Source organism: Betaproteobacteria bacterium (assembly GCA_016720925.1).
Taxonomy (GTDB): domain Bacteria; phylum Pseudomonadota; class Gammaproteobacteria; order Burkholderiales; family Usitatibacteraceae; genus UKL13-2.
The window spans coordinates 1-13,888 of sequence record JADKJR010000005.1 but is presented as its reverse complement, the minus strand read 5'-3'; the positions used below and the strand labels follow the sequence as shown (position 1 = coordinate 13,888).

Sequence of the window (13,888 nt, the reverse complement as noted above, 5' to 3'; positions counted from 1 at the left end):
TGCATTACTTGCCCGCAAATTGCGCCTACAGAAATCATGACCAAGACCTCCTCGGCGCTTGACGCGCTTTCCAAACTCGCCGCCAAAGTCGATGCCGCGATCCAGTCGTCCCCTGCGGCCGATTTTGAAAAAAATGCGCGACAGCATTTCGTTTCACAACTCGCCCGCCAGGGATTGGTCACGCGCGAGGATTTTGAAATTCAGTCTGCGTTGCTGGAAAAGACACGCGCAAAATTGAACGCACTCGAAGCGCGATTTATTGAGCTTGAGGCGGCGCTTGACCCCAAACGCCAGCCTTCACCAAGAAAATAAAGTCCTGAATGTCCCTTGCAGTTCTCTATTCCCGTGCGCTGGCCGGCATGGAAGCTCCACTTGTCACCGTGGAAGTACATCTTGCCAATGGTCTGCCGATGTTCACCATTGTGGGGCTGCCCGAAACCGAGGTTAAGGAAAGCAAGGACCGGGTGCGCGCGGCGCTATTGAACGCAAGGTTCGAATTTCCCGCGCGGCGCATCACCGTCAATCTGGCGCCCGCCGATCTACCGAAGGAAAGCGGCCGTTTCGATCTGCCGATTGCGCTCGGTATCCTGGTCGCGAGCGGACAGATTCCCGGCGACAAACTGAAACAATACGAATTTGCCGGCGAACTTGCCCTGACCGGTGACCTGCGACCGATACGTGGCGCACTGGCGATGACCTTCAAGGCGCATGGCGATGGCCGTGCATTTGTCCTGCCGACGGCGTCGGCTACCGAGGCCGCATTGGTGACCGATGCAACTGTGCTGGGCGCCAGAAACCTTTTGCAGGTTTGCGCACACTTGGCCGGCCGCGAAAATATTCCGGTCTTCCAAGGCGAGGCGGCGGTCGCCATCGCACACTATCCCGACATGTCCGAAGTGAAAGGTCAATCGCAAGCGAAGCGCGCCATGGAAATTGCCGCGGCCGGGCGCCACAGCGTGTTGATGATGGGCCCTCCCGGCACCGGCAAGACCATGCTGGCCGCGCGCTTTCCCGGCATCCTGCCTGCCATGACGGATGCGGAAGCGCTGGAGGCGGCAGCCGTGCAGAGCCTTTCACCCGGCGGCTTCAAGGTGGAGAACTGGAAAAAGCGCAGCTATCGATCGCCACATCACACCGCGTCCGGCGTCGCGCTGGTCGGCGGCGGCAGCAATCCGCGCCCGGGCGAAATCTCGCTCGCGCATCACGGCGTGCTGTTTCTCGATGAACTGCCGGAGTTCGAGCGAAACGTGCTGGAGGTTTTGCGCGAGCCACTCGAGTCCGGCCGCATCACCATTTCACGCGCCGCACGGCAAGCCGATTTCCCCGCGGAATTCCAGTTGATCGCCGCGATGAACCCTTGCCCGTGCGGCTACCTCGGCCACTTCCTCAATAAATGCCGCTGCACACCGGACCAGATTTCACGTTACCGCAGCAAAATTTCCGGGCCGCTGCTCGACCGAATCGATTTGCAAATCGAAGTACCGGCGGTGCCGCAACTCGAATTGGTGAAGGCCGCAAAAGGCGAGGGCAGCGAAACCATTCGCGAGCGCACCGAACGTGCGTTTCAGATTCAGTTGAAGCGGCAGGGCAAGCCAAATGCGAAACTGGGTCCGAAAGACATCGATGACATCTGCAAGCCCGATGCTGCAGGCGAGGAGTTACTCAAGAGCGCGATTCAACGCATGGGCTTGTCGGCGCGTGCCTACCATCGCGTGTTGAAAGTAGCGCGGACGATAGCCGATTTGGCGGGTGTTGAAAACATTGCGGGCGGGCATATCGCCGAGGCGATTCAGTATCGGAAGATGGACAAGGCGTAAGGTTTGGACGGCCTGTCTTGGCGTCAAAATAAATATGCAAACACAAGCACTGGTGCGGTCGTCCGGCGCAAAATGGCCTGAGATCCCCGCCAATGCTTGAGTTTCAGTCTTCCGTTACTTCACAATAGACTCGACAGCCAGTCCGCAAAATCATCCGCAATTTTCTCGGGAGCCTGGCGGGTCCCAAGATCATGGTTCCAGAAAACCATTGCTGCGGTATCACCGGACCGCTGGCTGGTATCGATGCAGACATGATCACCGTCGCCTTCATAGTGCACAGGGATCAGATGCGCGGGCAGGCGTGCATGCGCCCCGGCTCTCTCGATTGACGTCATCTTGACGACATCCAGCCAAGCTGGGACGTCGCCACCGAGGCCATAGATCTCAAAGCGGCCAATGCAACTCCAACCGTAGTCCGTCAGGAATCGCCGATAGCTTGCGGGAAATGTGACGCCCAGCGACGCTTCCGCAGCGGAAATCATGTTGGCATTCGCGCCGGCACCGTGTTCAAACTCTTCGTGGAATTCGAGGCGCTTAGCCACATTGTCGAATGTCATCATGTCCGTCCCGGTATTTGGTGTGGTGATTTCCGTCAAGTCCACGCTATTTACGCACCACAACCGGAATCGGATTCAAGCGCCGGAATTGCTACCCGTCGCCGCCAAGTTCAGCCAGGCATCGCCTCAAACAGCGCCTGCAGGTCTTTTGCGTCCAGCTTGCTCGCCGCGTTCACGTCGCCATCTAGCAGCCCTGCCGCCAGCGCCCCCTTTTTTGCCTGCAGTTCGACAATACGTTCTTCGAGGGTGCCTTTGGCGATGAGCTTGTAGACGAATACCGGCTTGACCTGGCCGATGCGATGCGCCCGGTCAGTCGCCTGATTTTCCACGGCGGGGTTCCACCACGGATCGTAGTGGATCACGGTGTCTGCGGCGGTGAGCGTCAGGCCGGTGCCGCCAGCCTTGAGGCTGATGAGGAACAATTTGACTTCACCCGACTGGAACAGCTCGATCGGCTTTTTCCGATCGCGGGTGGCGCCGGTGAGTTTCGCGTAGGCAATTTTGCGTTCGCTCAGTTCGGCTTCAATCAAGGCGAGCATGCTGGTGAACTGCGAGAATAGTAAGATGCTGCGGCCCTCGGCCAGCAATTCATCGAGCATCTCCATTAATGTCACCAGCTTCGCCGATGCAGGTGGCTTGCCTTTGCGTTCGGTCTTCAGCAGTCGCGGGTCACAACAGATTTGCCGCAGCTTCAGCAACGCGTCGAGCACCACGATGTGGCTTTTGGCAATACCCTTGGCGGCAATCTCGTCGCGCACGCGTTTGTCCATCGCTGCGCGTACCGTTTCGTACAAATCTGCTTGGGCGGAATCGAATTCGACCGCGCGCGTGACCAGCGTTTTGGCCGGCAATTCATGCGCGACCAGATCCTTGGTTCGCCTGAGCAGGAACGGATGCACGCGGCGGGCCAGGAATTTCTGCCGGGCGAGATCGCCTTCCCGTTCAATCGGCACCCGGTAGTCGCGCTTGAACGTTTTTTCATCGCCGAGCAATCCCGGCATCAGGAATCGAAACAGCGACCAGAGCTCTCCCAGGTGATTCTCCATCGGTGTGCCGGTCAGGCAAAGTCGATGCCGCGCCTGCAGGCGGCAGGCAACGGTGGCCGCCTTGGTCTTGGGATTCTTGATGTTTTGCGCTTCGTCGAGAATGACCAGATGCCATTGCTGCGCAAGCAACTTTTCTTCATCACGGGTCAGCAGCGCATAGGTTGTGAGCACCAGATCGAAATCGGCGAAGGTTTCTTCGCGATCGTGGCGCGACAATCCATGTGAAACCATCACCGTCAGGCCAGGCGCGAAACGTGCCGCTTCCGCGTGCCAGGTCGCCATCATGCTGGTGGGCGCAACCACCAGCGCCGGTCCCCCGAGTCCACCAAGCCGCCCCGCTGCTTTCTCGGCCACCAGGTGCGCGAGAGTTTGCACCGTCTTGCCGAGCCCCATGTCATCGGCGAGGATGCCGGACAGTTCATATTCACGCAGGAACTGCAGCCACGCGAGGCCATCTTGCTGATACGCGCGCAAGGTGGCATGGAAACCGGGCGGCACCGGCACCGGCGCGATACCTTCGAAGCGCGCCAATCGCGCGCCCAGTTGCCGCATGCGCTCGCCGCCGAACCAGCGCAATGCAAGCGCGCGATCCATTTCCGCAAGGCGCGCCGCGTCGAGGGGCGAGAGCCGCAGGCGCGCCGCTGTCGGTTCGCGCAAATAAAGTTCGAACAGCGTCGCCAGCAGCGGTTTCAAACGTGTCAGCGGCAGTGCCGCGCGCCGCCCATCCCCCAGCGGCACGATTATTTTCGCGTCATCCTTCATGGCGTCCACCGCCGCCGGCCGCCATTCGGTGGGCGAGGCGTGAATCAGCTTCACCAGAATCGGGATCAGGCTTACTTTCTCGCCCTCGACCTCGATGCCGATTTCAAGATCGAACCACTGGTTCGACGATTCATCGACGTCGGCGTACCAATCGGCGATCGGGACGATATCGAATCGGAAATCGGCTGCGATATCGATCTGCCAGCCATCGCGTCTAAGTGCGGGCACAATATTTTCGATAAACCCGGTCCATGCCGCAAAGGCGTGTTCGTCGCTTGTCCCGGCGAACACCAACGTGCCCTGCATCTCGCGGGTGATGCCGCGCGTCAACGCCTTTTCCGCCGCCGTCAGGCCGCAGGCAACCAGTCTCGCTCGCGCGGTGCGCTCGAAGATCGTATTGCGGGGAATCCGTTGCAGGCGGTTGCCTTCGACGCGCGTGATTTCGGGCGGATTCTTTCCGGCGACGCGAACGCCGAGGTAATCGAAACCAAGTTCCGCCGTTTCGATCAGCACGTCAATCGGCTTCCAGCCCTGCGGGTTATGTCGGCTGGTTTTGTGTGATCGCAATGTCAGAACCGGTTTCGGCCGAAAGTCCTGCAGCACCTCTTCTTCCAGCGTCGTCGGCAGCGGAATACTTTGGTGGAGATTGCGGGTCTGCAATTCCTCCGACACGCGTGACACCCATTTGGCCGGGAGCGTCGGCGCGGACGCCACTGCCATCGCGACGGCGGGCGTAAGGGCGGATTCCACCGTGCCGCATTCGCCGGTTTCAGCGTCGACATATACCGGCGGCACACAGGCGAGCACCGCCGCCGCCGGCACGGTGACCATGGCCGGTTGCCGGTCGCCATTGATCAGCGTGCGCCATTCCACGTGACCCTGGCGCGGCATCATCCACCGCAACGCTTTTCGGTTGGTATCCTGCCAGAACGCGCGTCCGGTGTTGACGATTGCACGCACCATATCCGCGTCGATGCCGGCCATCGGGAACTCGAAACTGTAGCCACGGCCGGTTGCGGCAGACAGTAGCCTGAGCGCGTGAATATCGCTTTGCAGCATGTAGCGCGGAGGGCTGGAATAGGCCTGCGTGTTGGTGTATTTGGCGATGCCTGAATAGCCACCTGTCTTGTTGACCCGCGCCTTGCAGATTCGCAGCAGTCCACCTGGTTCCACTTGATCGCGCGATGCATCAAAGAGGTAAAGGATGCGGTCGTTGATATTGTCCGGATACGTTTCGCCGCGATTGGCCTGCGCCGAGGCGACCTTGGCAAGCCACACATCGATGGAAAAAGGTAACGGCATGGACGGCGGCGTGCGGCGCGCGGCAGGCAACGGTCCGCCGATTGTTGGCAATTCACGTGGCGTCAATACGAAGTCATCGGCGTCAGCCTGAGCAGAATCTTCATCTGCTTCAAACTCGGACGCGGGTGACTCCTCGATCGTTGCCAATAGCGCCGCAAACACGTGCTTGCAGTTATGACCGACCGGGCAGCTGCAGCCGCCATCAATGTCCCCGCGATCAAAATCGACACTGATTTTCTGATCGTAGAATCCACTTGGATCCCTTCACCCGCGCGATCAGCATCTGACCATTGGGACCACGATCCTCCCATTTGACGGAGCGCACGCGGCCCTGCGCCCAATACGCCCGACCGCGCGTTCGGGCGCCGGCATCAAAATTTCCCGCGAGCAGTCTGGTCAGATCCTTCATCGATGAGGGACGCCTCAGGCAAATCCTTCATTATTGGCCGGTGGGCGCGGCGGCGCAAGCGCGGGCCGTCACGGCAACAAAAAGACCCCGCGAACGCGTCAGGCAAGGGCCGATGCGGCCGGGACAATCCGACCAAAAGGTAGATGCAAACACAAGAACTGGCGCGGCGTTTCAGCTATTTTCGGGGGGGCTTTTTTTTTTTGGCGGGGGGCGGGGGGGCGCCTTGGGGGGGGGGGCCGCCCGGCGCCGGGGGGGGGGGGCCCCCCCGCCCCCGGGGGGCGGGGTTTGGGGGTCCGGGGCGGGGGGGGGGGGGGCGCCGGGCCCGCGGGGGCGGGCCCGCGGGCCGGCGGGCCCCGGGCCCGGGCGGCGGGCGCGCTCCCCCGCGGCCGCCCGCCTGGGGCCGGGTTCCCCCCGGGTCCCCGCGGCCCCGGCGCCGCGGGGGGGGGGGGGGGGGGGGGGGGGGGGGGGGGGGGCGGGGGGGGGGGGGGGGTGGGGGGGGGGGGGGGGGGGGGCGGGCGGGGCGGCGGCCGGCGCCGCCGGCCGGCCCGCCGGGGGGCGCCCCTCCCCGGCCTCGGCCCCCCCCCCGGGCGGCGGCCCGCGGCGGCGGGCGGCCGCTCCCCCGCCCCCCCCCGCCCCCCCCCGGGGCGCGCCCCCCGCGCCGCCGCCCCCCCCCCCCCCGGCGCCCCGGCGGGGGGCGGGGCCGGGGGGCCGCCCCGGGGGGTCCCCCCCCGGGCCCCGGGCGCCCCCCCCGCGGCCCGCCCCGGGGCCGGGGGGGGGCGGCCCCGGGGCGGGCCCGGGCGCGGGGCGCCGGGCGGGGGTCTTGGCTCTCCCCCCGGGCGCCCCCCGGGGCCGCGGCCGCCCCGGCGCCCCGCCGGCCCGCGCGCCGGCCCGGCTCGGCCCCCCCCCCCCCCCCCGCCCGGGGCCCGGGGCCCGGCCCCCCCCCCCCCCCCCGGGGCTCCCCGCCCCCCCGGCCCCTTTCCCCCCGCCCCCCCCCCCCGCCCCCGGGGGCGGCCCCGGCCCGGGGCCGCCCCCCCCCCCCCCCCCCCCCGCCGCGGGGCCGGCGGGGCCCCCCGCCCCCCGGGCCCCGGGCGCCCCGGGGCGGCCCCCCCCCCCCCCCCCCCCGCCCTCCCCCCTCCCCCCCTTCGGGGGCCCCCCCCCCCCCCCCCGGCGGGGGCTTGCCCAGGAGCCGCGTCCGTGCTCGTGTTTCATCTTGTCCATTGAGCCCGCTCGTGGCAAAAGGCCACGCGCAATCTCCGGCGCGATTGTCAGGTCGTTCGATTTGATCGCAACGTCAGACGAGTACGATGACCGGGTGGTTCTTTGCGTACTCGCGATTGATCGCACAAACGCTATCGATCGTTTCACGTGACGACGACAGGCACACAAACATCAGGGAATGCCAATAGATCGCAGTCGAAAATCCGCTGTCAAGCCGCTCGCGAATGCGCGCAAAATCGTCAGGAAATTTTTTCCGCCGGTGATGCTGAAACACCGTGATCACGGAGTCCGGAGAAGCTGTTTTAACGATTCGATCAATATCGGCATAGCGAACGTGACGCTCGGACGGATTGCGTTCGGGCTCAAACCCGTTGTCCGGGTCGACAAAGAAGACTTGGTCTGTGCCGGCATCGATGTCCGCGAAATACGAATAGCCGTTGCCAGCCAGGTTTTCGTTTGGATTATCGAAGCTAACCGCATAGCGTGCACCGGTGGTGGCGGGCAACTCCAACAGTAACGCTGGGTCCCGTGTGGATCGCAATTGGTGACAGAATCTCAATATTTCCTGCCTCGCCGGAAAGAGTTCGGGAGCGGTCTTTCCGTGCGTCCCATCGTCATCGGGCGTCATCACCCATGCAATCCTGAGATGGCGATATCCCAGGGCCTCAACCAGAAAATGGTGATAGTCCCATTTGAAACTGTCCTTTGAGTCACCCAAGTATTGACGCTTCATTTGACCTGCTCCGCCGAAAGATTTGAGACGCAATGTCTCGACCGCGCAATTGAGACTGGACGAACATGAAAAATGGCCCGGCTCATGAGTTGCGCTTGATACATTGGTCACTCGTCAATGATTGGGTGCGGCACTCGACGGCGAATCCGTTCAAAACTTGAAGCGGATCCATGTCGGCTGCGCGCAGTTCAAATTCCATGCGCGTGCGCCTATTTCGCCTGTCGTTGCCGCTCACGAAACGCCGCCACCTTCGCCCGATTTCCGCATACAGCCGCGCTGCAAAACAGCCGCCGGTGCGCCTTGGTTCGATCATAGAACCAGAGCGTGCAACTCGGGTTCGCGCAGCGCTTGACCAATACTGGTCGCCGTCGGTCAATAGTTCTGCGATGGCCTCCGCGATGGGCACGAGCAACTGCCTCGCTTTTGTCAGTTCGCGTTTTTGCCGCAATACCGTGCGCTGGGCGGACGCTTCCAGCTGGCGATGAATGCTGTCCAACGCCAGAATCTGATTAAGCGTTGTAATGGCCTCCGCCGCGATTTTCGGCGCGGGCCGGTGAGCCTGCGTGGTAACCGGTTTCGCGATCCACTGCCGAAACCACTCCCGTAAATCTCGCGCCTCGCGCGCCACCCGGTCGAGGGCCGGCCTGCCGAAAGCCTCCAGCAGCGCAGGCGCCTGATCGGGATCGATCAGACCGGCATCGGACAGCCATGTCACGTATGCCTCGCCATCAGGAAGGAATTCAATCGCCTCGCTGCGCGGTGCGGCGATGGTGTTCAAGAAATCGAGTGCGGCGTGATCGCCGATAAAAAATGCTTTGTCTGACATCTGAATGTTTTCCTTCCTGCAAAAGATATTTCCACTTGGAAACACCCTTGCTTGACCCTCGGCAATGTAACTGGAAAAAATATTGTTGACAAGTTACAATTGATATGTAACTCTATAAATGTCATTTGACAAGTTACAACTCAATTCGGCAATCGTCACGCCACTACGCGGATTGCGCCGGTCTTTGTCACACCAACAGGAGAAATGAAAATGTCTCATGCTCGAATATTCAAAACATGGCCGCTACTTGCGGCGCTCGCCATCGGCACCGCTGCCAACACGGTAACTGCCGCGCCGCACGCACAAATGCAAATGCAATCCGCCGCCGCAACGCAATATCACTATGCAACAGTGAATGGCGTGCAATTGTTTTATCGCGAAGCGGGTGACCCTTCCGCGGCGCGGACGATTGTTTTGCTGCATGGCTTTCCATCGTCATCGCACATGTTTCGCGATCTGATTCCATTGCTGGCCGGCAAATTCCATGTGATTGCGCCTGACATGCCGGGATTCGGCTATTCCGATATGCCGACAGTCGACAAGTACGATTACACGTTCGACAACCTCGCCACGTCCATGCAAGGCTTGCTCGACCAGCTCAAGGTCAAGAATTACGTCCTTTACATGCACGACTACGGCGGCCCGGTGGGGATGCGCATTGCGACCGCCCAGCCAGCCCGCGTAAAGGGGTTGGTTGTTCAGAATTCCAATGCCTACATTGAAGGCGTGAGTGAAATGCTCGGCGGCGTCTTCATGCCGCTTTGGAAAGAGCAGAACGACAAAACCATCAGTGCGGCGCGAGGTTTCCTCAAAGCTGAAACGACGAAATTCCAGTACACACAGGGCGCGCACAATCCGGTCGCGCTTAACCCTGATGCGTGGACACACGACCAAGCGCTATTGGATCGTCCTGGCAACGATGCGATCCAAATGAAGCTATTCGTGAATTACCAAACCAACGTCGGCCTGTACGACGCCTGGCACGCCTACTTTCGTCAGCATCAACCAAAGACGCTTGTCGTTTGGGGCAAGGGAGACTTCGCGTTCACCGTCGCTGGCGCGGAAGCATACAAAAAAGATTTGAAACACATCGATGTGCGCCTTTATGACGGCGGGCATTTTGTTCTTGAAGAACACGCTGCCGATATTGCCACCCGAATCAAACGCACGTTCGAAATGACGTAACCCCAATTCAATTCGTCCATTCAAAGGAACACTGTCACATGAACGCAAAAACCATCCTGATCACTGGTGCCAGCAGCGGCTTCGGTCGCGACACCGCATTGACCCTCGCCCGTGCAGGCCACGATATTTACGCGTCGATGCGCGAGGTCGCGACCCGAAACAAAGCCAATGCCGAGTCATTGGCACTGGAAGCGGCGAAAGAGAAGTTGTCCCTCAAAATTATCGAACTCGACGTTACTTCAACTGGCTCAGTGAATCGTGCAGTGGCGCGTGTTGTTGCCGAGCGTGGGCGCGTCGATGTCTTGATCAACAACGCCGGGTACGCGACGGCGGGTGTGAGCGAAGGCTTCACCGATGAACAAGTGACAAAACAGTTCGACGTCAATGTCGTTGGTGTTCAACGCACCTTGCGCGCGGTCTTGCCGCACATGCGCATGCAAAAAGACGGTCTCGTCATCAATGTGGGCTCCATCCTCGGCAGGGTCACGTTTCCCTTTCGGCATTTACGGCGCCACCAAATTTGCTGTCGAAGCGCTTACCGATTCGTATCGCTACGAACTATCGCAACTCGGCGTGGAAATAGTCTTGGTGCAGCCGAGCGCCTATCCAACCAACATGTACGGCAGTGTGCAAGTCCCGTCCGACAACGCGCGGGTTGGCGCATACGGCGCGATTGGCGAGATCCCCGGCGCGATGTTCAAGCATTTCACGACCATCTTCAGCGCGGCGGATGCGCCGAATCCACACGATGTGGCAGAAGCGATCGGCAAAATCGTCGCGCAGCCCAAGGGCACACGCGCCGCACGCACAGTGGTTGGCGCCGACTTTGGCTCTGCCACGATCAATACGCAGACCGCGCCTTTACAGGCCGGTGTGGTTAAGGCGCTGGGACTGGAGCACCGGAAAAATCGCCTAACGAGCGACGCCGGAAGAGCTGCCAAAGTATTGCTGAACGACCGGAATGAAAGTTGCCCACAACTTTCGTCCGGCCTGTCCGCCACCCATCAATTTCAAAATCGAGAGACCAACCATGAAAACACCAACGCAATTTACTACCTATACCGTCGAAACCGCGTCTGAAGCGAGCAAACCATTTTTGATTGGCGCAAAGCAGGCATTCGGTTTCCTGCCCAATCTTCTCGGCGGCATGGCCGAATCGCCTGCCCTGCTCGAAGGCTATATGTCAGTAGCCGGCATCTTCAATAAGACCGCGTTGAGTGAAACCGAACGCCAGATCATCCTCATGACTTCGAATCGGCTAAACGATTGCACCTACTGCATGGCGGCACACACCACCATCTCGCAAGGCGCGAAGGTTCCAGCAAATGTCATTGCCGCACTCCGCAATGACACACCCATTGCCGATGCCAAACTGGAAGCGCTACGCCAGTTCACGATCAAGCTCGTCGAGAGTCGCGGGTGGCCAGCTGACGCCGATGTTCAATCTTTCATGGCGGCAGGCTATACGCGCCAATCGTTGCTGGATGTGATTCTCGGTACCAGTCTTAAGGTGATGTCGAACTACTTTAACCACATCGCACAGACGCCGGTTGATACCGTGTTCCAGGCCAATGCCTGGTCAGCAAGCAAGTAGCCGCGGCAACTCGACGTATTCTCACTAAGCGAAAGAAATCCATGACCAAGCTTCTCTATATCAAGGCCTCGCCACGCGGCGCTGACTCGAAGTCGATCTCGATTGCAGACGCGTATCTCGCCACATTGAAAACAAACACGCCCAACCTCGTTGTCGATGTTTTGGATGTGTGGCACGAGCGGTTGCCCGAATTTGATGGCAACAAAGTGAATGCAAAAATGTCTGTCATTACCGGCGCGGCGCATGGTGCTGAGGAGAAGACCGCGTGGGACGAACTTACCGCGCTGGCCAATCGGTTTATTGCCGCCGACCATTATCTGTTCGCGGTGCCGATGTGAAACGGCGGGATTCCCTATCCGCTCAAACACTATATCGATCTCATCCACCAGCCGGGGCTGCTGTTCGGTCTGGACCCGGCGAGTGGCTATTTCGGCTTGCTGAGGAACAAGAGCGCGACCATCGCCTATACAAGCGGCGTATTCACCAGCAACGCCACCACCAGCCTTCGGCACCGATCACCACTCGACTTATTTGAAGGCATGGCTCAATCAGGCGGGCGTCACGGCCATCGAGGAAATCCGTTTCCAACCGACGCTGCTAACCGCGGATCCAACGGCCGGCTTTGCCGCCGCAATCGCCGCAGCGGGTGATGCCGCAAGACGTACGGGTAGCGGTCAGGGAGGCGCCGTCGCACTCTCGGCAAGAGAAATTGTCAGTTCTTTTTACGCCGCAATCGCGTGCGGCGATGTCGACGCCATCCTTAACTGCTGCATCCGAGCCTTGAGTGGACCGAAGCCGAAGGGTTCCCCTATTACAGCGGTACCTGGCGAACCCCGCAGGAAGTCGTGGAAAAACTACTGGTTCCACTTGCTCGCGATTGGAAAGAGTTTTCCGCGGCGCCCAACGACTACATCGAGGCCGGAGATCAGGTGGTGGCGTTCGGCGTCTACGGAGGTATCGCCAACGCGACTGGAAAACGATGCGCGCGGCATTCGCGCACCGCTGGAAAATACGCGATGGCAAACTTGCACGCTTCGACATGTATACAGACACCGCACTCGTTCGTGCCGCGTTGGTTGCGTAATCGATGATGCACATCCGCAAGTCGTTGAGTGAACAATTATGCTTCCGATCCTGAGCGTCAACGATGCATGGTTCGTGTTGTCGTGCGCAATCATTTTCGAGGTCTGTGGCACCACCAGCATGCGCTTGTCCGAAGGGTTCACGCGACTCACCCCGTCAATCTTGATCTTCGTTTTCTACGCCGTCTCGTTTCTCCTCAATACCATGGTGGTCCGCGCGCTGGGCTTGTCGGTGGTTTACGCTCTGTGGTCTGGCATCGGCACCGTCCTTATTTTCGGCAGTTGGTTACTCTACTTCAAGGAGCCGGTCACAGCGATGAAGCTGGCGAGCACGGCGCTCATTGTGTTGGGTGTTGTCGGGTTATAGCGCGATACGCGGAACGAGGGTGAATAACATGAAGGACGCGAGGTAGATGGACTGGAACGAATGACGATGTGTAGAAGTCCATTTGGCGCGCTCCCCGGAGCACAAACGCCTGAAAAAGCGCGCTGGTGCTTGATGTCGCCGTTTGTCCGCGCTTTCGTATGGCGGGATCTACCATCTTCTATTTGCCGACGCTTTACCACAATTTCAGACGCTGCCCGAGTGAACGACCTGGAGCGCGGCTTGGAGGTGATTCCGATGGGCCACAAGAATTGATTGTGCAAGTCGTTCCGCAAGAACATTGCGTCATTGAGCCTCAGCCAGTCTGGTAGCGTCCAGCCGCAAGTACATAGACGCAAGCCAAGGCTGTGGAATCAATTGTTTGCGAACGACCCGCCTCGTTCCAATGTACTCAGCTTGTGGCGTTGAGACAGTTACACCGGCTGGCCGCCTGTTACGACTAATTGCAGCGCACCATTCGCAGGTGGCGGCTCACTTCCCCTGTTCAAGTAATGCAAACGGTGCGTCGACGCGTGGCCACGATTGAATCAAAGGCGCTCGGAGACGTTTCGAATTTGCCATTGCGCAGTTCTGACGAGAAGGTCCCTTTTTGAAGTGGGCAAAGCCAAATACAGGCAGCCATGCGTCAACGTCCCCACAAACGTTTATTTTTTCGTGATGACTTGCGGCGTGACCCTGCACGACACTCGCCAAAGCGCCGCAAGAACAGCGCGCTTCGCTTTTTATCCAACTCAGGAGTGTCCCAATGAATATGAATCGACGCAGCACTTTGAAAATTCTCGGCCTGACGCTAGCGCTGGCCGGCCTCGGCACTTCAGCCGTCGCGAATGACCGTGACGACGATGACGAAGGCTTCCGCGCGGGCAGGGTGTTTACCAGCACCAACGCTGTCGGCGCGAACGAGCTGCTCGTGTATGCGGTCAATCAGCGCGGCGGACTGACGCTGCAGACTCCGCCTCGCCACGCAAGGCC

9 protein-coding genes and 3 pseudogenes are annotated in these 13,888 nt (G+C 60.4%); 8 read left to right on the top strand and 4 right to left on the bottom strand.

The features are described from left to right. Positions 1 to 36 precede the first annotated feature (36 nt). Complete coding sequence (locus tag IPP88_08110) at positions 37 to 312, top strand: accessory factor UbiK family protein (protein MBL0122686.1); 276 nt, start codon at positions 37 to 39, stop codon at positions 310 to 312. An 8-nt stretch (positions 313 to 320) separates the two neighbouring features. Further along, a complete protein-coding gene (locus IPP88_08105) occupies positions 321 to 1,817 on the top strand; it encodes a YifB family Mg chelatase-like AAA ATPase (protein ID MBL0122685.1) in 1,497 nt (498 codons plus the stop codon). A gap of 119 nt (positions 1,818 to 1,936) precedes the next feature. On the opposite strand, the gene IPP88_08100 is transcribed toward IPP88_08105, so the two are convergent. The 4 genes and pseudogenes from IPP88_08100 to IPP88_08085 all read right to left on the bottom strand — a co-directional run bounded on the left by IPP88_08100 (position 1,937) and on the right by IPP88_08085 (position 8,670). After that, on the bottom strand, positions 1,937 to 2,377 hold the full coding sequence (locus tag IPP88_08100) for an SMI1/KNR4 family protein (GenBank protein ID MBL0122684.1): 441 nt from the start codon (positions 2,375 to 2,377) through the stop codon (positions 1,937 to 1,939). 107 nt (positions 2,378 to 2,484) lie between these two features. Beyond that, positions 2,485 to 5,646: a DEAD/DEAH box helicase gene (locus IPP88_08095; protein MBL0122683.1), complete on the bottom strand. Its 3,162-nt coding sequence runs from the start codon at positions 5,644 to 5,646 to the stop codon at positions 2,485 to 2,487. A gap of 1,538 nt (positions 5,647 to 7,184) precedes the next feature. Beyond that, entirely contained in the window at positions 7,185 to 7,844 is a 660-nt protein-coding gene (locus tag IPP88_08090; protein ID MBL0122682.1) for a hypothetical protein, read from the bottom strand. 209 nt (positions 7,845 to 8,053) lie between these two features. Next, positions 8,054 to 8,670, bottom strand: a pseudogene (locus IPP88_08085) (ABATE domain-containing protein). A 312-nt stretch (positions 8,671 to 8,982) separates the two neighbouring features. Between IPP88_08085 and IPP88_08080 the strand changes: the two are divergent. The 6 genes and pseudogenes from IPP88_08080 to IPP88_08055 form a co-directional block, all read left to right on the top strand. Then, positions 8,983 to 9,855: an alpha/beta hydrolase gene (locus IPP88_08080; GenBank protein MBL0122681.1), complete on the top strand. Its 873-nt coding sequence runs from the start codon at positions 8,983 to 8,985 to the stop codon at positions 9,853 to 9,855. A 38-nt stretch (positions 9,856 to 9,893) separates the two neighbouring features. Continuing rightward, a pseudogene (locus IPP88_08075) lies at positions 9,894 to 10,935 on the top strand (SDR family oxidoreductase). Beyond that, complete coding sequence (locus IPP88_08070) at positions 10,886 to 11,449, top strand: carboxymuconolactone decarboxylase family protein (GenBank protein ID MBL0122680.1); 564 nt, start codon at positions 10,886 to 10,888, stop codon at positions 11,447 to 11,449. Before IPP88_08075 ends, IPP88_08070 begins: the two are co-directional and overlap by 50 nt. 41 nt (positions 11,450 to 11,490) lie before the next feature. After that, positions 11,491 to 12,565, top strand: a pseudogene (locus tag IPP88_08065) (NAD(P)H-dependent oxidoreductase). 6 nt (positions 12,566 to 12,571) lie between these two features. After that, complete coding sequence (locus IPP88_08060; GenBank protein MBL0122679.1) at positions 12,572 to 12,898, top strand: multidrug efflux SMR transporter; 327 nt, start codon at positions 12,572 to 12,574, stop codon at positions 12,896 to 12,898. A 763-nt stretch (positions 12,899 to 13,661) separates the two neighbouring features. Next, on the top strand, positions 13,662 to 13,888 hold a 227-nt coding region (locus IPP88_08055), incomplete at its 3' end, for a hypothetical protein (GenBank protein MBL0122678.1).